The 21,122-nt window shown below is 55.2% G+C and carries 19 protein-coding genes and 1 tRNA gene; 13 read left to right on the forward strand and 7 right to left on the reverse strand.

What is annotated here, in order from left to right:
- Positions 1-12: 12 nt before the first annotated feature.
- The gene (locus AC2FI9_RS10240) at positions 13-378 is read left to right on the forward strand and encodes a response regulator (protein WP_496725926.1); all 366 of its coding nucleotides are present in this window, start codon (positions 13-15) and stop codon (positions 376-378) included.
- A gap of 6 nt (positions 379-384) precedes the next feature.
- Positions 385-1,932, forward strand: coding sequence for an adenylate/guanylate cyclase domain-containing protein (locus tag AC2FI9_RS10245; protein WP_496767350.1), 1,548 nt, complete (start codon positions 385-387; stop codon positions 1,930-1,932).
- A 609-nt stretch (positions 1,933-2,541) separates the two neighbouring features.
- On the opposite strand, the gene AC2FI9_RS10250 is transcribed toward AC2FI9_RS10245, so the two are convergent.
- On the reverse strand, positions 2,542-3,444 hold the full coding sequence (locus AC2FI9_RS10250) for a LysR family transcriptional regulator (RefSeq protein ID WP_496767352.1): 903 nt from the start codon (positions 3,442-3,444) through the stop codon (positions 2,542-2,544).
- A 122-nt stretch (positions 3,445-3,566) separates the two neighbouring features.
- On the opposite strand from AC2FI9_RS10250, the gene cuyA reads away from it, so the two are divergent.
- Entirely contained in the window at positions 3,567-4,580 is a 1,014-nt protein-coding gene (gene cuyA, locus AC2FI9_RS10255) for a D-cysteate sulfo-lyase (RefSeq protein WP_496767354.1), read from the forward strand.
- 3 nt (positions 4,581-4,583) lie between these two features.
- Positions 4,584-5,300 (forward strand): cysteate racemase, encoded by a 717-nt coding sequence (gene cuyB / locus AC2FI9_RS10260; RefSeq protein ID WP_496767357.1) that lies wholly within the window; start codon positions 4,584-4,586, stop codon positions 5,298-5,300.
- Between the two features lie 143 nt (positions 5,301-5,443).
- On the opposite strand, the gene AC2FI9_RS10265 is transcribed toward cuyB, so the two are convergent.
- Positions 5,444-6,328 (reverse strand): LysR family transcriptional regulator, encoded by an 885-nt coding sequence (locus AC2FI9_RS10265; protein WP_496767358.1) that lies wholly within the window; start codon positions 6,326-6,328, stop codon positions 5,444-5,446.
- 267 nt (positions 6,329-6,595) lie between these two features.
- On the opposite strand from AC2FI9_RS10265, the gene AC2FI9_RS10270 reads away from it, so the two are divergent.
- The 5 genes from AC2FI9_RS10270 to AC2FI9_RS10290 all read left to right on the forward strand — a co-directional run bounded on the left by AC2FI9_RS10270 (position 6,596) and on the right by AC2FI9_RS10290 (position 13,417).
- The gene (locus AC2FI9_RS10270; RefSeq protein WP_496767362.1) at positions 6,596-7,561 is read left to right on the forward strand and encodes an ABC transporter substrate-binding protein; all 966 of its coding nucleotides are present in this window, start codon (positions 6,596-6,598) and stop codon (positions 7,559-7,561) included.
- A 96-nt stretch (positions 7,562-7,657) separates the two neighbouring features.
- Positions 7,658-8,722, forward strand: coding sequence for a quaternary amine ABC transporter ATP-binding protein (locus AC2FI9_RS10275; protein ID WP_496767364.1), 1,065 nt, complete (start codon positions 7,658-7,660; stop codon positions 8,720-8,722).
- The gene (locus tag AC2FI9_RS10280; protein WP_496767366.1) at positions 8,719-10,269 is read left to right on the forward strand and encodes an ABC transporter permease subunit; all 1,551 of its coding nucleotides are present in this window, start codon (positions 8,719-8,721) and stop codon (positions 10,267-10,269) included. The genes AC2FI9_RS10275 and AC2FI9_RS10280 overlap by 4 nt, the downstream gene beginning before the upstream one ends.
- Positions 10,266-10,985: an alpha/beta fold hydrolase gene (locus AC2FI9_RS10285; protein ID WP_496725917.1), complete on the forward strand. Its 720-nt coding sequence runs from the start codon at positions 10,266-10,268 to the stop codon at positions 10,983-10,985. Before AC2FI9_RS10280 ends, AC2FI9_RS10285 begins: the two co-directional genes overlap by 4 nt.
- A gap of 377 nt (positions 10,986-11,362) precedes the next feature.
- Entirely contained in the window at positions 11,363-13,417 is a 2,055-nt protein-coding gene (locus AC2FI9_RS10290; RefSeq protein ID WP_496767367.1) for an adenylate/guanylate cyclase domain-containing protein, read from the forward strand.
- A gap of 280 nt (positions 13,418-13,697) precedes the next feature.
- Here AC2FI9_RS10290 and AC2FI9_RS10295 read toward each other — a convergent pair whose 3' ends face one another.
- The 4 genes from AC2FI9_RS10295 to AC2FI9_RS10310 form a co-directional block, all read right to left on the reverse strand.
- On the reverse strand, positions 13,698-15,125 hold the full coding sequence (locus tag AC2FI9_RS10295; protein ID WP_496767370.1) for a CAP domain-containing protein: 1,428 nt from the start codon (positions 15,123-15,125) through the stop codon (positions 13,698-13,700).
- Between the two features lie 252 nt (positions 15,126-15,377).
- A tRNA-Arg gene (locus AC2FI9_RS10300) sits at positions 15,378-15,454 on the reverse strand.
- Between the two features lie 21 nt (positions 15,455-15,475).
- Positions 15,476-15,952: a GNAT family N-acetyltransferase gene (locus AC2FI9_RS10305; protein ID WP_496767372.1), complete on the reverse strand. Its 477-nt coding sequence runs from the start codon at positions 15,950-15,952 to the stop codon at positions 15,476-15,478.
- Positions 15,953-16,264 (reverse strand): ETC complex I subunit, encoded by a 312-nt coding sequence (locus AC2FI9_RS10310; protein ID WP_109312827.1) that lies wholly within the window; start codon positions 16,262-16,264, stop codon positions 15,953-15,955. It lies immediately after the preceding gene.
- 154 nt (positions 16,265-16,418) lie between these two features.
- Between AC2FI9_RS10310 and AC2FI9_RS10315 the strand changes: the two genes are divergently transcribed.
- The 4 genes from AC2FI9_RS10315 (at position 16,419) to AC2FI9_RS10330 (ending at position 20,734) form a co-directional block, all read left to right on the forward strand.
- A complete protein-coding gene (locus AC2FI9_RS10315; RefSeq protein ID WP_496767374.1) occupies positions 16,419-16,898 on the forward strand; it encodes an SRPBCC family protein in 480 nt (159 codons plus the stop codon).
- Positions 16,899-16,978: 80 nt separating this feature from the next.
- Positions 16,979-19,165, forward strand: a complete 2,187-nt coding sequence (uvrB, locus tag AC2FI9_RS10320; protein WP_496767376.1) for an excinuclease ABC subunit UvrB — start codon at positions 16,979-16,981, stop codon at positions 19,163-19,165.
- A gap of 51 nt (positions 19,166-19,216) precedes the next feature.
- Positions 19,217-19,909: a hypothetical protein gene (locus AC2FI9_RS10325; protein WP_496767378.1), complete on the forward strand. Its 693-nt coding sequence runs from the start codon at positions 19,217-19,219 to the stop codon at positions 19,907-19,909.
- 117 nt (positions 19,910-20,026) lie between these two features.
- Positions 20,027-20,734, forward strand: coding sequence for an ORF6N domain-containing protein (locus tag AC2FI9_RS10330; RefSeq protein ID WP_496767381.1), 708 nt, complete (start codon positions 20,027-20,029; stop codon positions 20,732-20,734).
- Here the strand turns inward: AC2FI9_RS10330 and AC2FI9_RS10335 are convergent.
- Positions 20,731-21,084, reverse strand: coding sequence for an MmcQ/YjbR family DNA-binding protein (locus tag AC2FI9_RS10335; RefSeq protein WP_496725909.1), 354 nt, complete (start codon positions 21,082-21,084; stop codon positions 20,731-20,733). The two genes, AC2FI9_RS10330 and AC2FI9_RS10335, sit on opposite strands and share 4 nt — an antisense overlap.
- Positions 21,085-21,122: the final 38 nt, after the last annotated feature.

Consider the following 21,122-nt stretch of genomic DNA (forward strand, 5'->3'; position numbering starts at 1 on the left):
AAGATTAAGGCGATGGCAAAGATACTTATTGTGGAAGACAACGATATGAACCTCGATATGCTGTCGCGCCGGCTGCAGAGAAAAGGCTACGAAACCGTATCTGCCCGCGATGGTCAGGCCGGCGTTGAACAAGCCCTATCGGATAAACCGGATCTGATTTTAATGGACATGAGCCTGCCCGTAATCGACGGGTGGGAGGCGACCAGACAGATAAAAGCAAACCCAGATACAAACGCTATCCCAGTTGTCGCTTTGACCGCCCATGCGATGCAGAGTGATCGTGACAAGGCCATGGATGCCGGTTGCGACGAATTCTATACCAAACCGATCGAACTGCCCGGGTTGCTGGAAATTATTGAAAAACTGCTGGACGGGTAGCGCGGCATGGTTTCAGAGACCCGAAAAGACAAGTTGGCATTAGCCACCCGCATTTCCCAGAACCTCAATGGGCCGTCAGAAGCGATTGTTGGGTTTCATAATCTGCTGATCGAGGAAGTACGCAGATCAGGACCAGAGGCTGCGCTAGAGGATTTGCAAAAGATTGGCGCCGCCGCCAGCAACCTTGTTCAGTTGGTCGAACTGTTAGGGAAAAGTGCGCACCAAGTCACCGCCGACAAAGACGCGCAGGCAAAATTACGGCATGATTTACGCTCTCCGATCAATGCGATCATTGGGTATTCGGAAATGGTTCTGGATGATTTCGAGGCAGATCTGAAGCCTTCCGCTTGCAGCGACATAAACGCGATCCTGAGCGAAGCGCGCAAGCTGGCGCTACAGATCGACAGCACCATCAGTGATGCAGACATTCAGAATAACGCTGAGGACAGTGACCGGGATCAGGAAATTGCGGCCAACCTTGAACGCAGCCTTGCGAACTCTGATGCCGGTCGCGAAGCCCTGACCGGACGTATCTTGGTGATTGATGACGAGGCGGCCAATCGGGAAATCCTGACCAGGTTACTAGAGCGCAGAGGGCATAGTGTGCGGTCCGTCGGCTCGGCCAGGGAAACTTTTGAGGCACTAAACCGCGAGGGATTCGACCTTGTTCTGTTGGATATTCTTATGCCAGAGGTGAATGGCATCGATGTCCTCGAAAATATGAAAAAAGATTCGTCTTGGCGCGAAATACCCGTAGTCATGGTTTCCGGTCTTAACGAGACCGACGCAATCGCCAAGTGCATTAGTGTCGGCGCCGAGGACTATTTGCCAAAACCTATCGACCCAGTGTTGCTGCATGCGCGCGTCGATGCCTGCATGGAACGCAGCCGCTGGCGCGCTAAGGAATTGGCGCTCGCAAATGAGATAAAATACGAACGTGACAGGGCAGACAAATTGCTACACTCGATGCTGCCCGCGCCAGTTATCAAACGCCTAAACGATGGTGAGACGAACATCGCTGATCGCTTCGCTGGCGCAACCATAATATTCGCGGATATCGTAGAATTCACTCCGCTGGTTGCCCGCATGGACGCTGGTGACTTAATCCGGGAATTGTCAAAATTGTTTACTGCATTTGATGACCTGGCAACCCTGCACGGCATCGAAAAAATCAAGACAATTGGAGACGCCTATATGGCGGCATCGGGGATCCCCGTGCGACGCGAAGACCACGCGCTGGCGGCAGTAGGCTTTGCACGTGACATCCTAAGGAAGATGTCTGACAGCACAGTAAGCAGCGCGGGGCTGCAAATCCGCATAGGTGTCCATACCGGACCAGTCATTGCCGGTCTGATCGGGCGAAAACGGTCAATTTATGATGTATGGGGAGAAACCGTGAACCTTGCCAGCCGTCTCGAGGCCACAGGCAGGTCGGGGCACATCCACATCTCTGCCCAAACCAAAGATGCGCTGGGTGACCATTTGCCCAACGCGGAAGCGCAAACTCATTTTGTCAAAGGAGTGGGTGAGATAACATCCTACTTCGTATCCTAAGGCTTGTAATGCAGCATTGCGTCCTAATCGTTTCGGCGGTTTGATAGTTGAAAACGTCGAATTGGAACTTCGCCGTTCGGCCCAATTTGTGCTGCTAAAATGGGATGATTGCGGTCCAAAACCCTATGCTCAGTATCCACTGAATACCGTTAGGCTTCATTATCCCCGCTTCGAATTTCGAGCGGTGAACATGACTGATCCTGCGATCCGCCATACCCGCCCACAACGACAACCCGACAGTGACGCGAGACACTTTCACTGAATGCTTCCTCACCCCTGAGGCCCGCTTTGAGTCCAAACTAACGGCTTCTACGGGGTGAACGAATTGGCGCAAACCATTACGATTCAGACATTCAAACCTTTAGCCCTGGCCGGGAGAACACCCACTGTTAAAATGATACAGTTCCATTTATTCGCCGCATTTCTGCGCGTCAGTTCAGGGCGCTCCAGGCACCCCAAGTTTTTGTACTTTTCAGCGATGTATTGCCATCCATTCACCCGAATTTTTCGACCTCTATTATCCGTTCTTATTAGTTCCATTTGTTGCGCCGACGATCCCGGTATTCTGACGTACATCTTGCGCAACGAAATTTTTCGTCTACTCGATCGTCAGTTTCCCACTGTCGGGAGTTGTAGATGTTGGGCAAGACGCTGCCATGCCCGTTCAGCATGCTCGGACTGCGCCTCGCGGAGACGTACCAGGCGAATAATCAGAAGTTGCGAAGGTAAGACGTCGTCGATCCGCACCAACCGCCCTTGTGAAAGGTGTTCGACAATCAAGGAGTGCGGCAGCCAGGCAACCCCAATATCCGTTAGCACCAGTTGCAACACCGCCAGTGTCAGGGCGGTTTCGGCGGCCATTGACACGGTGGTGTCCTTGGGCAGGCGCGGATTGATCATCCGGGCGAAAACCTGCCCCAAAAAGACCTCTGACGGGTAGCTAATCGTTGGAAGAACCGCTGAATTGGCCTTGTTGCGGCCGTTCGGCGTTGCGACCGGGATCAAAAGGTCCGTTCCAAGATCCACCGTTTCAAAGGCATTAACCGGTACGGGTGCATCATCACCCGGAAGCGCATACATGATCGCAAAATCGACCTCTCTGGAGATCAAATGCATCAGACATTCATCCTGGTTGCCCGACCGCACCCGTGTCAAAACGTTACCATCCGTACTCAACGCCAGAACCACCTGCGGCGACACTGTGGTGGTCAGCGCATGCTGGCAGACAAAACCCAGTGATTTCGAAGCCTGATCGCTTGCGGTCTGCATGGTTTGGCGCAATTTGTGCATTCTTGCACTGAGATCACGTAACTCGGGCTCAAGCGCCCGTACGCCGGGCAACAGGGTAACCGGTTTGCGGCGGCGATCAAACAGTGCCGCGCCTATGCTGTCTTCAATGAGCCGCACCCGGCGAGTAAAGGCCGACTGCGTCAGAAACCGTTTTTCTGCCGCACGCGCCAAGGAGCCGCCATCAAGCACAGCTAAGATATCGTCTATCCATTCAAGCCGCATGGAACACAGATAGAGCAACCCACAATAACTTGCAATTCTTGCAATATATTGTCGGTATTTCGCATTAGGAGCCGCAATTTTAGACGGATATGTTGAGGAAAGCCAAAATTAGGAGTCTTCTTATGCATCTCGCCCGCTTTCCCCGGCTGCATCTTGCCCATCTGCCCACACCGCTTGAGCCGATGAAACGGCTTTCCAAAGAGTTGGGTTGTGAAATCTGGATCAAACGCGACGATTGCACCGGCATGTCAACGGGCGGCAACAAGACCCGAAAGCTTGAATTCCTCATGGCCGAGGCCGAGAAACAGGGCGCCGACATGGTGATGACGCAAGGCGCGACCCAGACAAATCATGGCCGGCAGACCGCTGCTTTCGCGGCCAAACTGGGTTTTGATTGTCATATCCTACTTGAGGACAGGACTGGCTATCAGGACGGGAACTACAACACCAACGGCAACGTCCTGTTGGATCACCTGCATGGTGCCACAACCGAGAAGTTTCCCGGTGGTCACAACATGGTTGAAGAAATGCAGAAGGCCGCCGAGAAGAAGCGTGCCGAAGGACGCAACGTTTACGTTATCCCCGGCGGTGGCTCAAACCCGACTGGTGCGCTTGGTTACGTAAATGCAGCCTTCGAACTTTTGTCTCAGGCTAATGAGCGGGGTCTTCGGATTGATCGGCTTGTACATGCGACAGGGTCTTCAGGCACTCAGGCCGGGCTGGTCACGGGCATGTGCGCGATGAATTCCATGGTCCCTGTTCTGGGCATAGGCACGCGGGCACCGCAAGCCAAACAGGAACAGATGGTTTATGATCTTGCCTGCAAAACAGCAGAAAAGCTGAGCTGCGCCGGCATCGTCAAGCGTGAAGACGTGATGGCCAATACCGATTATGTTGGCGAAGGCTACGGGTTGCCGACGGAAAGCGGCATTGAGGCGATCCGGATGTTCGCCGAGTTGGAAGGCATACTGCTTGACCCCTGCTATTCGGCTAAGGGCGCAGCGGGCCTAATCGACCTTGCTCGCAAGGGAGAATTCAAGGATCAGCGGGTTGTATTCCTTCATACCGGTGGCGCGGCGGCCCTGGGCGGCTACGAATTTGCCTTCGACCACGCAAATCGCTGGGTTCATATCTAAACCATGGGCGCGCTACGTCCTGTAGGCATACTTGGCGGCATGGGCCCCGAGGCGACAATCCTCCTCCAACGCAAGTTGGTGGAGGCCGTCCCGGCGCGGGATGACAACGACCACATTCCCCTTTTGATCGATATGAATCCGCAGGTCCCGTCGCGGATTGCCCACCTGATCGAGGGGACAGGCATTGATCCAGGGGATACTCTGGCAACTATGGCGCGTCGGCTTCAAACCGCCGGGGCCAAGGCTCTGGCGATGCCCTGTAACACTGCGCACCACTATGCCGGGGCAATCACAGAAGCAGTGGACATCCCCTTACTAAACATGGTCGAACTGGCGGCGGATCACGCCGCACAAAAGCTTGGAGCCGGAGGTTGTGTCGGCATGCTTGCCTCACCAGCGGTACGCCACACCCGACTTTTCGATACCGCTCTTTCAGAACGCGGGCTGTCTGTTGTCTGGCCTGCGAAAGACGATGCCCTGCTGGCGGCCATCCGTACGATCAAGGCCAAGGGTCCAGGCACATGTGCCCGTGACTCGGTGTTCGCAGCTTCGAAAGATCTTGTCAGCGCCGGAGCGGACCTGCAAATCATCGCCTGCTCAGAATTTTCGCTTGTTTCCGACAGTGTCGCTTGGGATGCCAATGTCAGCGATACAGTCGACCTCTTGGTCCAGGCTATCATCGAGGCGGCAACGGCCGACAGCTCCAAAGACATTGGGTAGCGAACGAATGCCTGCTTGCTTCCAACCGTTTACCGGGCGCCGAATTCGCCTGCGTCGAAGCTGCATGAGCGCGTCATGGGCTCAATGTTGAAATTCTCATCACCGCTGCCCGCCGAAACAATAGCGCGTAATATGCAGTTCCGCTAAAGCAGGTCCCACAATTTGCGTGCGGTCACATCAAAGGCGTCAGGGTTAGACAGGGCAGATATGGTTAAAGAGGTGCACCACGTATCGTCGCCAACCGGCACCAGTACTCCATCGGTAAGTTCGGTCGAAATCGCAGTTTCTGGCATCCAGGCAAATCCACTGCCTTTCAAAAGCCGCCGCTTGATCGTTTCGACCAATCCATCGACATAGATCGTCTCGGCATTCAGCATTTGCCGTTCGACTGTGTTCTCAACCACCATTCCCAGAAACGATGATCGCTCATACGCCAGATGTGGAATGGGCGGGCCGTCTGTCTTGCCAAGATCCCATCCGTTGGCCCGGGTTGTTTCAGCGGCGGCGACAGGGACAAGGCGGTCTATTAGTAGGTCTTTTTTTTCGAATGCCGCCTCATCGATCAATGGCGAGACTGAATGGTGATAGTAGCACAGCAAAACGTCGACCGCCCCTTCAACAAGAAGCTCGCAGCAAGTGCTGAGGGAATCAGACACCACACGTGTGCGCAATTCGGGGATTTGCAGCTGCAATTCTTCAATTCGCGTTGCGAGATAATTGACCGAAATTGTGTGAAGTACCGAAAACCGGATGAACCGGCTGTCCCCGCGATCCGCATCCCGTAACAATTGACGGGTCTCGGACAGTTGTGAAATCGCAGCCAAGGCCACCGGCAGAAACTGTTCTCCGGCGTCGGTCAGACGCACAGGATAGGTGGCACGATTAACCAAAGGAAGTCCAACCCAGTTTTCCAAGGCTCTGATTCTTCGGCTGAAAGCCGATTGCGTGATGTTTCTCTCGTCCGACGCCCGGGTAAAATTCAGGGTTCGGGCAAGGCATTCAAAGTCACGGAGCCAATTCAAATCCATTGTGCGTCCCAGTCTGTCTGCTGTGGTTGACGAGTGTAATCATAACTATGCAATGTTGGAATAGTTTGATGAAATGTTCGAATTGGCCTGCGGAATTCGCTTTGCTCTAGACTTTCAAGCAGGAATCGAAGGCCCGGCCTAGCATCGGACCACTGTCCAACAGCCATGAGGAGGTAATTGCTTTCCGGTCAAAGCCATGAGTTGGAGGCACAAAGAGATCAAAAAACTGACGTCGGAACACGGCGCATCTCAACAGAGGAGACTACCATGAGAACCAAACTGAAAACACTGGGTCTGGCGGCTGCAGTCGGCGCGTTTGCGATACCTGCTCTCGCCGCCGAAGAGGTCAAAATCGGCGTGCCCTCCTGGACTGGCGCACAGGCGATTGCTCATCTTCTGGGTGCTGTGGTTGAAACGCGCATCGGTGGTCAGGTTGAATACGTACCGGGCAACAACGCGACGATTTTCCAGGCGATGGATCAGGGCAAGGGAGACATTGATGTGCACCCCGATGTCTGGCTGCCGAACCAGGAAAGTTTCACCAAGAAATACGTTGACGAAGCGGGTACCGTAACCTTGTCGTCCAACCCCTATGAAGGAAACCAGGGCTTCTGCGTTTCGCAGGACTTCGGCAATAAGATGAACATCACCGATATTGCTGATCTGGGCCGCCCGGACGTCGCCTCAGCGATGGATAGCGATGGCAACGGCAAGGGTGAGATGTGGATTGGCGCCCCCGGTTGGGCTTCGGCCAATGTCAACGAGGTTAAGACCCGTGACTATGGCCTTCTTGATTTCATCGATCCGATCCGTGCCGAAGAAAGCGTCAAGACCGCGCGCATCAAGGACAGTATCGCCAAAGGCGAAGGTTATGCTTTCTACTGCTATAAACCACACGCGGTTTGGTACATGTTCGACGTCCAGATGCTGACCGAGCCGACCTTTGATCCGGCCAAATACGTGATGGTACAGCCGTCGGATGACCCTGATTGGTACAGCAAATCCTCGGTTGCCACCAAGGACGCTCTGAAGAACGTTCAGATTGCATGGTCAAATTCGCTTGAAGATCGCTCGCCTGCGATTGCGGAATTCTTTGCCAACTTTGCTCTGACTGCTGATGACGTCAGCGGTTTCGCCTATGAAATCAGTGGCAAGGGCCGTGATCCAGCAGAGGTTGCCCGTGAGTGGGTTGAAGCCAATCCCGACCGGGTCGACGCTTGGTTGGGCCTCTGATCCGGCGTCTGTTAATCATGCCGACACCGTTGATACCATTCGGTGTCGGCTTCTTTCCCCTTTCGCTTTTGCCCCTCAAACTTTGAGATGTCTCGCATGTCCTCTGAACCTGCCGATACCGTTGTCGAAATTTCGAATGTCTGGAAGATTTTCGGCGCGAACCCTCAAGTCGCTTTGCAGGCGATCCGTGACCGAGGCCTCAGCAAGGCCGAGATTCTGGCAGAGTTAGGCGCGGTGGTTGGCGTCGCCGATGTCAGCTTGTCGGTGAACCGTGGCGAAATCTTTTGCATTATGGGGCTGTCGGGCAGTGGCAAATCCACGCTGGTCCGCCATTTCAACCGCCTTTTGGAGCCTACGGCAGGTAAAATCGAAATCGAGGGCACCGATGTCATGGCCCTTGGCCCGAAAGAGCTTCAGGAATTTCGTAACCGAAAGATCGGTATGGTGTTCCAGAACTTTGCCCTGATGCCGCACCGTTCGGTTTTGGACAATGTGGCGATGCCTCTGGAAATCCGCCAGATCGCCAAGAACGAGCGTATGCGACAGGCGGCAGCCATTCTCGATATCGTTGAGCTGGGCGCTTGGGGATCAAAATTTGCTCATGAATTATCAGGCGGCATGCAACAGCGTGTCGGCTTGGCCCGCGCCCTGGCAGCAAACCCAGATGTTCTATTGATGGACGAGCCATTTTCGGCTCTTGACCCTCTGATCCGGCGCCAGTTGCAGGACGAGTTTATTCGCCTGTCCAAAATTTTGAAAAAGACCACGATCTTCATCACCCATGATTTGGATGAAGCGGTTCGTATCGGTGACCGGATAGCAATCATGCGCGACGGCAAGATGGTGCAGATAGGCACCGCTGAAGATATCGTTATGAATCCCGCAGATGACTACGTTGCCGATTTTGTCGCCGGGATTTCGCGGCTTAAAGTCGTGCATGCCCACGCCGTAATGCAACCGCTTGAACAATATACCGCCGCCAACGGACCGGTTCACAGAGATGCTCCACGGGTCGAAGAAGGCGAAACCCTTAGCAATCTGATCAACATGGCGATTGACGACCAAAAACCCATACTCGTGCAGGACGGCGACAGGGACGTTGGCATCATCACACGCGCCGACTTGCTGCGCACCGTGATCGAAGGAACAGAAGTATCATGAGCGAGCTCAACGATCTTGGCGTCAACCCACTTGAAGACACAGAAAGCGAAGCTGCCCTTGCCTATGCCGAGGAACGCCGCGACAACATCCGTGCCTTTGTCCGCACCAGCCCGGATTACTATATACGGAATTTTGATAAGATCGGTGCCTCATCCCGCTTCACACCGACCTTCAACATTATGGCCGGATTATTCGGTCCTATCTGGTTCGGCGCGCGTGGATTGTGGAGCTGGGCGCTGCCGTTCCTGATCATTGAAACCCTGGGCTTTGTTCAGATCGCGCGTGGTTTGTTTGGGGAACTGGCCGCCGACGCCATGCAGCGTATAGCATCCATTGAAGGCACACTTGAGCTGCGCCGCAAACAGCTTGCCGCAGCAATCGAAAGCGGCTCGGACAAGATCGACGTCTATCAGCGCACGGTCGAATCCCTTGAACAAAACATCGGTGGCATTCGGGCCGAAGCCGATGCGCTTGCCGCCCAAGGCCCTATGATCGTTCTAACCGGGATCGTGATCTTGTTGCTGGTTAAAGCAGTGCAATCCATAGTGGCCAATTGGGCGCTTGAGGCGCGGTTTTCCGATTGGCTGTCGGATCGTTCGATCCGGTCGGCAATGCCAATCACTCATATTGTGTTTAGCGCGGTTTTCATGTTTCTGATCGTCACCGCCGCAATGCTGCACTACAGCTTTCCGGGCCGTTTTTCCCTGCTCAGCCATTTTCCCACCGATCCGGCAATTCGCCTGACCAGCATCCAAGGGGTCGAAGACTTCATCGCATGGTGTGTACGCAACAGCGAGGCGTTTTTCGACGGGTTGACCTTTGGCATTCGCGCGCTTCTTGACGCGCTTGAGGTTATCCTGGTTCAGACGCCGTGGATCGTGATTGCCAGCCTGATCGTGCTTTTGACATGGCTCACGGCAGGCATCCGCACGGCCATCTATTCAGGGGCTTTTCTGGCCTATATGGGGCTTTTGGGGTTTTGGGAGGGGGCGATGACAACGCTGGCCCTATTGGGTACGGCGGCCTGTCTGTCCATTGTCATAGGGATTCCCTTGGGCATGTTCGCCGCACGCCGCCCACGTTTTTACGCCTTTATCCAGCCGATCATGGATTTTATGCAGACTATGCCTGCCTTTGTCTTCATGGTCCCGGTAATCGCATTTTTTGGTGTCGGCAAACCGGCAGCGGTGGTTGTCACCATGATTTTTGGTGGCACCCCAGTAGTGCGTTTAACCGTCCTGGGCTTGCGGGGTGTGCCCGAAAGCGTGCGTGAGGCGGCAATCAGCTTTGGTGCTAACAAATGGTATCTGTTGACCAAGGTTGATCTTCCTCTGGCGTCCCCATCAATCCGCGCCGGGATCAATCAGACAATTATGCTGTCACTGGCAATGGTCGTCGTGGCTTCGTTGATCGGGGCCAAGGGATTGGGTGAAGATGTCCTAGAAGCATTGCAATATGCCAATGTCGGACAGGGTATACTCGCTGGCTTCTCGATCCTGTTCTGCGCTATGATCCTTGATCGTATCGTGCAGGGCGGGCGCAAATGACACCGGTCGTTTTTGTGCATGGCTTCATGGGCGGAAGCCGACAATGGCAGGGGCAGGCCGATTCAGCAGTCGGGCACGAGATCATCAGCTTAGATTTGCCGGGATTTGGCGAAAATGCTTGTTGGAAAGCGCTGGACAGTATTGGCGACTATGCTGAATGGGTCCTAGGCCAACTGAGCACGCGCGGCATCGGGCGTTTTAACCTGGTCGGCCATTCGATGGGCGGGATGGTCGTGCAAGAAATGGAGGCGCGCGCGCCAGAGAGAATAGGGCGATTAGTGCTCTACGGTACCGGCGCCACAGGAGTCCTTCCGGGCAGGTTCGAGACCATCGGTACATCCAAACGCCGCGCTCAATTGGACGGACCGCAGGCCACCGCCAGACGGATCGCAGCGACCTGGTTTCTAAATCGGGAATATGCCGATGGCTACAAAGACTGTGCCGCCATCGCCGAGCAATGCAGATTGCCGACCATGCTAAATGGGCTTGACGCGATGGAGAATTGGAGTGGTGTCAAGCACCTGGAGAACATCGAGGCCAGAACACTGGTAGTCTGGGGTGACCGTGATCGAACCTACTCATGGAGCCAGACCGAACAATTGTGGCAATCCATTCCCAACGCCAACCTTCTGGTTATGCCGGAATGCGCCCATGCTGCGCATCTGGAAAAGCCTTGGCTCTTTAACAGTGTATTAAAGGATTTCTTTTCGATCTGATGTGGTGTCGATGTGGACGCTGTGTGTAATCAAGCTGTCATTGACGCAATCACGGCGAAAGTCTGTTTCGTCTGCATCGAGTGTTCGACCTTTCTGGCTGTTACGCCTGCAGCCAATGTTCGGTTTGACCGGCCGCAGCGCGTCGTGGGTTTGGTGTGGCAAAGGTATGAAAAGGGCCGCATGTTCAACAGTGCGAAGCGTCTGGAAAATTTACGAAGGTTAGATACGGCATTTAGTGTTAAGGCGCTCGCTTCAACACAGTCCTTTGCTTCCGCCTAACAGTTGCGTGAGATTTCGGGTCTGGGTTTAAGAAAACTTTGCTCTCTTAGCTGTCTCAACTCAATACTGAAACAAGTAGCTTTTCGGCGGAGATTTAATTGCGATTTAGTGTAGGCATTGCGGTGTCAATTCTGGTGGCTGTGTCTATCGGAGTGTCGACGTTTATTGTCCATTCCCTGTGGTGGACGACAGCGCGCGACAATAGCCGCATGCTTGCGGCAGAAATAAACGGCCAGATCGCAAACACTGTCCGTATCGAGGTGGGCGTGACACTCAGGTCGGCCGAAGCCGCCTGGGCGGCCGTTCGTACGATCTTTGTTCAGAACGTCATCGCGACGCGACAGGCCGACAAGCGGGAGTTTGTTTTTCTGTCACAATTGCAGGCGCAGCCGAATATTTCATGGATGTTCTTCGGCTGGCCTGACGGGAATTTTTTCGCGTCACATCGCCTGGGTGACGGCGGGCTTGAGATGATTGAAATCGATGAGGGAATCCGCGACCGAATGCTGCGGAAAGACCGCTACATCTTCATTCCCGGTGACATACAGTTCGAAGAGCGGACCTTTACCGAAACATCCTATGATCCGCGCGAACACGCCTGGTTTAAAAACTTCATGGGCCTCAATTCCTCTGGGTGGATCGAAGCGCGCGACCTTCCGGATAGTGACAGAACCGTTTACGCCTTTGCCGGTCCGATAGACGTCAATAGAGCGCGACAAGGCGTTCTGGCAGTTGCGATCGAAACGGATCGTTTGTCACGGTTTCTTGCCACGCTTGCGCCCGGCGAATTTGGCGCGGCATTTATCTTGAATGCCGATGGAAAGGTTATTGCGGTCCCCGATGCCGAAGCGGATGAGGTTACTCCGGCGCGCATGGGCGAGGGCAAGCTTTATGAAGTCGCAATGATCTCGGGCGAAAGGCTGTTGGCTGACCCACAAGCAAATGCCTCTGGTACATTGACGAAACGTGTCGTCATTGACGGCGTGCCTTATGCGGTGGCGCTGACGCCTTTGGGGTTTTACGGCTGGCGCGTTGCCACAGTCATACCTGAAGCGGCCTTTCTTTCGGGGATCGACGAGACGCTGATCAATCTGATTTACGTTTTGATCATTGTGGTAGTTGTCGCAACCGGATTAGCGATCTGGCTGATCCGCAAAGTCGTGGCAAATCCGTTGGCCCGCATCGCCGAAGACCTCGGTAAGATTGAGCGCTTTGACGTCGAACAAATTGAGCGCAGACCGTCCAAACTGTCTGAGCTTGCCAATCTTTCTGCGGCCACTGCTAGCATGGCAGCAGGTTTGTCGGCATTCCGAAAATACGTACCTACGGATCTCGTGCGCATGCTGCTTGCTGAAGGTATCAAGATACAGCCAGGCGGAGAGATGAAGCAGATCTCTGTTTTGTTCTGCGATGTCACGGGCTTCACTGGGCTGTCCGAAAAACTTGGCCCCAAGATTGCCCAACTGATGGAGCCCTTCTTCAGCGCAGCCTCGACGGCTATCGCTCACAATGGTGGGACGATCGACAAATTCATGGGTGATGCTGTGATGGCGTTTTGGGGGGCGCCGCGTACGGATGTGAACCACGCTGAAAACGCTTGCCGCGCAGCATTGGACCTTGTCGCTGCAGTGGACGCGTCCGGAATTGAAGATGATGCCGGCAATCCGTTACGTGTCAGGATCGGGCTGAACAGCGGCGAGGCTCTGGTCGGAAATATCGGATCAGAGCAGCGGTTGAACTACACCGCGATTGGCGATGTTGTGAATGTTGCCAGCCGGTTGGAAGGAGCCAACAAAGATTATGGCACGCTGATCCTCATTGGGCCGGAAACGAGACAACAGGCTGCCGGCACAATCGTGGTGCGCGAACTGGACACGCTTACCGTATTCGGACGCATTGAAGAGCTGGTGGTCTACGAACTGATAGCGATGGCAGATGGGTGTGAGGGATCATTTGCCTGGATACAGACCTATGAACAAGGCCTTGCGCACTACCGGGCAGGGCGGTTTGAAAAAGCTGTTGCTGCATTCGAGGTTGCGGACCGAACACGAAACGGAGATCCCGCCTCAGTCGCCATGATGGCCCGCGCCCAGAGCCTGTTAGACAGGCCTCCACCGGAAGACTGGCGCGCAATTACAAGTACCAAAAAATAGTAGTAGTCAGATCCGATCAAATTAAGATGTTCAAGTCCTGGGCTTTTTTGCGGAAATGATACCACCTGATTGCGCGCATGAGCGGCAGTGATTTGGGCCGCGTTCGGGAAAGTCCGACAAGCCGCGTGTTTTATGAGCTCAGCACGCCGCGGACTGCACAGTTGCTGCGAATGTCCGGAATACGGGACACGACCGCAGCATAGTTAAACTTGGCCGAGTAACCGGTATGGGCCAAAAGTGAATTACAACACGTTAATCAGCGTGCACTCGGCAATTAGACTTAAACCACCGAAAGCGCGTCATCCTCAAGCCTGGTTACGTCGACCACGACATCCTCGAAATCGGAGTCGCCCCCTCCCGTCAAGTCCTCGAAACCGATGGTCATTGACTGGCCACCCGACACGACACCCGAAAGCGCGTGTTGCTGATCGTCACTGTTCAAGGCCGCCTTTTCGGCATGAAACGTGGTCACGCCAGCAGAGTTTCCGTTCACCGTCAAAACAAAATCAAATTCGTCGTCCACGTCTGCCATGCCACCGTTGCTGGCAACAAAATTCAAGTCATCGCTGTCTGAAAGTGAATTAGCCCAATCTGCACCATCCTGAACGATGAAGAACCCTAGGCGGTTTCCGTCCGCCAAATTACTTAGCTCTACCGCGCCATTCGCTTCATTGGCGTTTTCAAACAGCAGGCGCACATTCGCGATTTCGCCGTTACTTAGAATATCATAAACGCCCAGGACATTGTTGAAGTCAGCTGTTCCGAGGTCGACCATCTGTATCCGAAAATCCGTCGCGCCATCGCCTTCGAGAAAGGATTTGTTCACGATGCCGTCGATCACGCTGCTGTCGACGCGGACCCCGGGCGCAAGGTCAGGCAGAAATTTAGCATAGCTGACCACGGTGTTTCCATCCTTGGTGATGGCAAAAAAGTCGCCGCCCGACTGCCCGCCGTCCAACGAAATCGTCAGATCCGTCCTACCGTCACCATCAACATCGAATTCAACGTTCGAATTATCGGTCAAGCGAATGTTGGACCGACTAAGCTCAACCCCTTCGATGACGAGGGACTTGCCCACTCCAAACCCGCTGATAACACTTTGATCCAGTTCTTCCGGCGTCACTCTAAGGGTATCCCCGTCGCCAAATGACAGATTCTCTTGCGAAGATGTCGAAACCGGATCTGCCGGTTCGCCCGGATCGGGAACGACCGGTATCGGATCGGAACCGCCGGCATCCGATCCTGCGCCAGTGTCCAACTGGACACTCGCCGTGGTGCGGGCAAAATTCTGGGTCACAACGACGGCAGGAATGCCACCAAATGAACCAATCTCAATCCCGATGCCGATGTATGCCAAGTTCGGATTCAGGATGTTTGCGCGGTGATTGGGGCTGTTCAAAAGCGCGTTGTGCAAATCGACGACATCGTCTGAAAACCCCGGCTCTCCGCCCTGACTTTGCCAGGCTATGTTCTCGGCAGTCGCCCAAGATCCGGACAAAACAAAACCCGCATCGCGCATACGCTGGGTGGCCGAGCTACCACCCTCACCCGTGTGCGAGAAGTTACCGGATTCCAGCATCCACTGGCTATGCTCTTCGGCCGAAGCGTTCAAGCGGAGTTCCAGTTGCACAGAATCAAGGCCACGCGATGCACGTTCTGCATTGATCAAATTAAGCATTTCACGCTCAAGCGTGCTGGCTTGCGACATCGTCCATCCCCTGATTCAGCGCAATCGTCGAAGCAAACTCGTTCAGATTTCCACAAACTGCAGTCGAAAAAACGCGCGCAAGCCTTAAACGGCAGAGTTTCGCTCGACGGGGTAGTGCGAACGGCGATATTTTGCGGAACGCGCGTCCGTTGGATGCAGAAGGTTCCCACGTTTACATTGATAGCTGCCCACGAAAGGCGGCTTAGATCAGGCGATCGATGCGGCGATGGTGCCGGGAATGGGGATAATGGTTGGCGATCCCGGAAGGACTCGAACCCTCAACCTGCTGATTAGAAGTCAGCTGCTCTATCCAGTTGAGCTACGGGACCGCTGGGCCCTTCTTGCTGTTTTTACTTCCGGGGTTCAAGAGCCAAGCGCATAAAGGCGCTGTTTGGGTCGCTTTCATATCCAAAAATCGGACCGCAATAGGAATACCCAAGCCGTTCATACAGCTTACGGGCGGCCGCGTATTCCGGCAGATGTTCCGCACCTGTTTCCAGAACCAAAGCCACCATCCCTTGGATACGGGCCTCATCTGTCAGGTGGTTCATCATCCGACGCGCCAGACCGCGTCCACGCGCCTGCAAAGCGATGTGAACAGATTTCACCTCGGCCGTTCCGTCAGGTAACGCCTTTAACGCTCCGCAGCCGACGGGCTGTCCGTCGTCAAACATGGCCCAGAACCTGATGCCCTCGGCAGCCAGAGCCTGTGCATCCATGGTATGGTTGCTTTCCGCAGGTCCGGCAGTTTCGCCATGGGCGAAATGCGCCTCGATCAATGGGCGCAGCGCGTCCGAGGTCGGGTCGGCCTCATGGATTTCGATCATTCAGTGGGTCCAAGGCGCGCGCCGATCGGTGGCGAAATTCTCACCATAGCCGCGCGAACGCAGGTTGGGTTTGCGTTTGTGCGGTTCGCTAACCTGGACTTCGATGCCATTGTCTTTGGCATAATCCAGGGCCTCTTCTTTGGTGTCGAACTTCAGGCGCACTTGAGTTTGCGTATCGTCGGAAGATGTCCAGCCCATCAGCGGATCAACCTCACGCGACGACGCGGGCGCGTATTCCAGAACCCACTTGCGGGTCTTGGCCATCCCCGAAGTCATTGCGTTCCTGGCAGGCTTGTAAATCCGTGCGCGCATGTCGCCTCTCCGTCCTCAATTGGCTGAGATTATTTATGCGTCAGAGCGTGCGCTGGGACAAGAACGGAATTGTCGCGGCCGCGCACGTTCTGATGTCAAAAACTGTCATCAGCGCCCTGTATTGATCGCGCAACCCCACAAAGAGGACAGCAACATGATCCACTACGAAAAAAGCCTGGAAATCGACGCCCGGCCCGAATCCGTTTGGGCCATTCTAAGCCGTTTCATGCATATCGACGAATTCGCGCCACAAGTCGCCTCGGTGGATGCGCTGACGACTGGGCAAAACGGCGTCGGGTCGAAACGGCGTTGCCACTTTGAAAACGGCACCTCGCTGGTCGAGGAAGTGACCGATTGGCAAGTCAACAAAGGCTATCGCGTACGCTTGTCAGAGATGCCGGCGATGCCTTTGACCCAAGCACATGCGGCCATCACCATCGAACCCCTCGCGAATGGCCATTCGCGAGTCGTCTGGAGCATGGATTACCAGATGAAATATGGCCTGCTGGGCTGGCTGATGGGTCAAACGCTGATGAAGGCGATGATGGGCCGGGTTCTGGAGAGCAATCTGAAAGCGCTGGCCGACAAGGTGCAATCGGTTCAAATCCCCGATGCACAGTATGCCTATTACTGAAACTGAGTTTCTGAACCGGATCAGGCCTTGCAGTTGGACAAAATAAGAACAAATGTAAGGGCCTGACCCGGAGCCTGCCTATGCCCTATGCCCATTCCGACAAGACACAGCTGACCGCTGATGACGTTCGCGCGCGCCTGAAACTCGAAGGCGGCAAGCAGTTCGTCATGCATACCGAGTTCGCGCCTGCTGGTGATCAGCCAACTGCGATCAAGGAACTGACCAGCGGTATCTTTGACGGCGAAAGAGAACAGGTTCTGCTGGGCGCGACGGGGACCGGTAAGACGTTCACTATGGCCAAAGTGATCGAAGAAACCCAACGCCCTGCGATCATCCTTGCGCCCAACAAGACGCTGGCGGCCCAGCTTTATGGCGAATTCAAAGGCTTCTTCCCGGAAAACTCGGTCGAATACTTCGTCTCTTACTACGACTATTACCAGCCCGAGGCCTATGTCGCGCGGTCGGATACCTATATCGAGAAAGAATCCCAGATCAACGAACAGATCGACCGGATGCGCCACTCGGCCACCCGCGCGCTGCTGGAACGCGATGACGTGATCATCGTGGCCTCGGTCTCGTGCATCTACGGTATCGGCTCGGTCGAAACTTACGGGGCGATGACGCAGGACCTGAAGGTCGGCAACGAATACGACCAGCGCCAGATCATGGCCGATTTGGTGGCTCAGCAATACCGCCGTAACGATCAGGCGTTTCAGCGCGGCTCGTTCCGCGTGCGCGGCGATTCATTGGAAATCTGGCCTGCCCACCTTGAGGATCGCGCCTGGAAGTTCTCGTTCTTCGGCGAGGAGCTGGAAACCATTACGGAATTCGACCCGCTGACCGGCGAACGTGCTGCGTCGATGGAGCAGGTGCGCGTCTATGCGAACTCGCACTACGTGACGCCGAAACCGACGATGAACCAGGCGATCATTGGGATCAAAAAGGAACTGCGCATCCGGCTGGATCAGCTGGTGGGCGAGGGCAAGCTTCTGGAGGCCCAACGTCTGGAACAGCGCACCAACTTCGATCTGGAAATGCTTGAGGCCACTGGCGTCTGCAACGGGATCGAAAACTACTCGCGCTATCTGACCGGCCGCGCACCGGGTGAGCCGCCCCCGACGCTGTTCGAATTCATCCCCGACAATGCCATCGTCTTCGCCGACGAATCCCACGTCTCCGTGCCGCAGATCGGCGGCATGTATCGGGGCGACTATCGGCGCAAGTTCACGCTGGCCGAACACGGCTTCCGCCTACCGTCCTGCATGGACAACCGCCCCCTCAAGTTCGAGGAATGGGACGCCATGCGCCCGCAATCTGTCTTCGTTTCCGCCACGCCTGCGAAGTGGGAGATCGAACAGACCGGCGGTGTCTTCACCGAACAGGTGATCCGCCCAACAGGCCTGTTGGACCCCGAGGTCGAAATCCGCCCTGTCGGCATGCAGGTCGACGACCTACTGGACGAGGTGCGCAAGGTCGCCGCCGATGGCTATCGCACGCTGGTCACCACCCTGACCAAACGCATGGCCGAGGATCTGACCGAATACATGCACGAACAGGGCATCAAGGTCCGCTACATGCACTCGGATATCGACACGCTGGAACGTATCGAAATCCTGCGCGACCTGCGTCTGGGGGCGTTCGACGTGCTGATCGGCATCAACCTGCTGCGCGAGGGGCTCGATATCCCCGAATGCGGGCTGGTCGCCATTCTGGACGCGGACAAGGAAGGCTTCCTGCGATCCGAAACCTCACTGGTTCAAACCATCGGTCGCGCCGCGCGGAACGCCGATGGCCGTGTGATCATGTATGCCGACAAGGTCACCGGCAGTATGGAGCGCGCCCTGAACGAAACCAACCGCCGCCGCGCAAGACAGATCGCCTATAACGAGGAAAACGGCATCACGCCTGCGACGGTGAAGAAAAATGTCGAGGACGTTCTGGCCGGTCTCTATCAGGGCGACGTCGACATGAACCGCGTCACCGCCACCATCGACAAACCGATGCACGGCGCGAATCTCGAGGCCCATCTGGACGGGTTGCGCGACCAGATGCGCAAAGCCGCCGAGAACCTTGAATTCGAAGAGGCTGCCAACATCCGGGATGAAATCAAACGTCTGGAAGCGGTCGACCTCGCCGTCGCCGACGACCCCATGGCGCGCCAATGGGCGGTCGAGAAAGCCTCGGAGGACGCGGTGAAATCGCGCGGACGGTCAACGGCTGGCAGGCCGGGGCAGCGGGGTGGGAATGTGAAGCGGCGGAAGCAGTAGCCCTAAAGCGAACAAATTGTGAGCTGTTTAATCGAAACATTTAACTAAAAGTTGTTCGATCTCATGGGTGCTATAGTCGCCATCTGCCTGTTTTTTCTTCTCGCGCTCAGCATAGGCATAACAACAATTTGGGTATGGCTCAGTGTTTTTACCGGGAAGCGAGAACCGACAATCGTTCGATCCATTTTTTTGCTGGCATCTGCGTTTTCAATTACTGCAATACTGTGCTTTGGCAACCCGATAGGCGATCCATTTTCGCACCTACTGACACTGTTTTTGTGGCCCTTCGTCTGGTTTTATGCGCTTCCAGATCTCGTTGCCGCAAACCTTAACTACTTTTTGGTGGGCGCCCTAGTAGTCTTGATGGCAACACTGGTTCTCGCATTCATGACCGCAAGGATTACACGAGTTTTGGTCACTTTTGCAGGTTCTATCTTGGCCGTTTTTGTACCCGCCTCAATTGAGAACTCAATTGTGAAAGAGCGAATGGCGTCACAAGCAAAAGAAGCCGACTTACTAGTCTTCGAGCAATACTCTTTTTTTCGATCCGCCAGAGAAGGTTATTCGGACAACAGAAATCCCCATGGTTACGCATGTGATTCTAGCGACTGGCCCTATCTTTGGAGCTATAGGCAGCGGGACTGGGTTTCGTTGCCGCCTGACTCTCGGTTTGGTCGGGGCAATCCTGAATTGGCCAGGTTCTACTGCAAGCAAAGCCGACGCAATTTAGTGGATAGTTCTTAAGGCAACCGTGGACCGAGCTTCCGATACATCCATCGCGCTCCCCCACGCTTCAAACTTGCAGCCCAGCGCGCATTCCTCCACGTTTGAAATCACAAATTGTGATTCCAATCGGTTGCCATGACGAAACCCAAAAATCTGCCCAGCACGCATGAGGTCCAAAGCGCCATTCACCGGGTGCGCGGCACCCGCGTGGTGCTGGCCGAGGATCTGGCGCAGTTCTACGAAAAATCCGTCAGCGCCTTCAATCAGGCCGTCTCGCGCAACAAGGACCTGTTCGAGGGCTACCGCTTTCGGCTGACCGATGCCGAGGTCGCCGATTTGCAATCACAGAATGTGATCTCAAAACCCAAAGGACGTGGTGGGCGGCGGGTCAATCCGTGGGTCTATACGGATTACGGCGTGGCCATCGCCTCGGCCCTGTTCAAGGACCCGCGCGCCATCAAGATCACGCGGATGATTACCGAGGCCTTTGTCGACGGCGCAAACGCTCTGGCCGAGACCCCGCGCAGCGTGCCGGAAATCCTACCGCCCGCGGACGCCCCCGCCCCGCTGCTGCCCAATGGCGATCAGCTGCGCGATCTGGCCGAAAACATCCTCGATTCCGGGCAACAGAGCCTTGTCGACTATATCGCCAACCCCACCACCAAGCGTCAACAAGCGGTGGCGATGATCATGAAAACTCTGGCTGAGACCGCAGGCGAAGAGGTGCGCACCCAGCAAGAACGCCTGCGCCTGCGCATTGCCGAGCGTCTGGCCACCGGTGACTACACGGATGACGGCGACCGAAAACAACTGCTGGAATTGCTGCAGGCGATGAAGGGCTAAACACCCAATTCCGCCCGCAATTTCTTGGTCAGCTTGGCCACGACCAGATCATAGGACGTCACGATATGCTCGCGCAGCGACGCATCGCTCATGCCGCGTTCGTCATAGACCTGTAGCCATTTCATACCCCGCGACGCCAGATAGGGCGCTGGGCGGATGCCGGGTTCGCCCCCCAGCACTTCAAAGGCCAGATCGGTTGCTTTGAAGGTGAAGGCATCCTTGCCGTCATTCCAGCCACAGAGCGCAAAGACCTTGCCACCCACTTTCCATACATCCGCATTGCCCCATTGCACTACATGGGTGGTGGCCTTGAGGTTGGCACAAAAGCTGTTGAATTCATCGCGGGTCATCAGCCCAATTTTGGCGATTGCGTGTCTTTTGGCAAGCG

The organism is Ruegeria sp. CDSA246 (genome assembly GCF_059611225.1).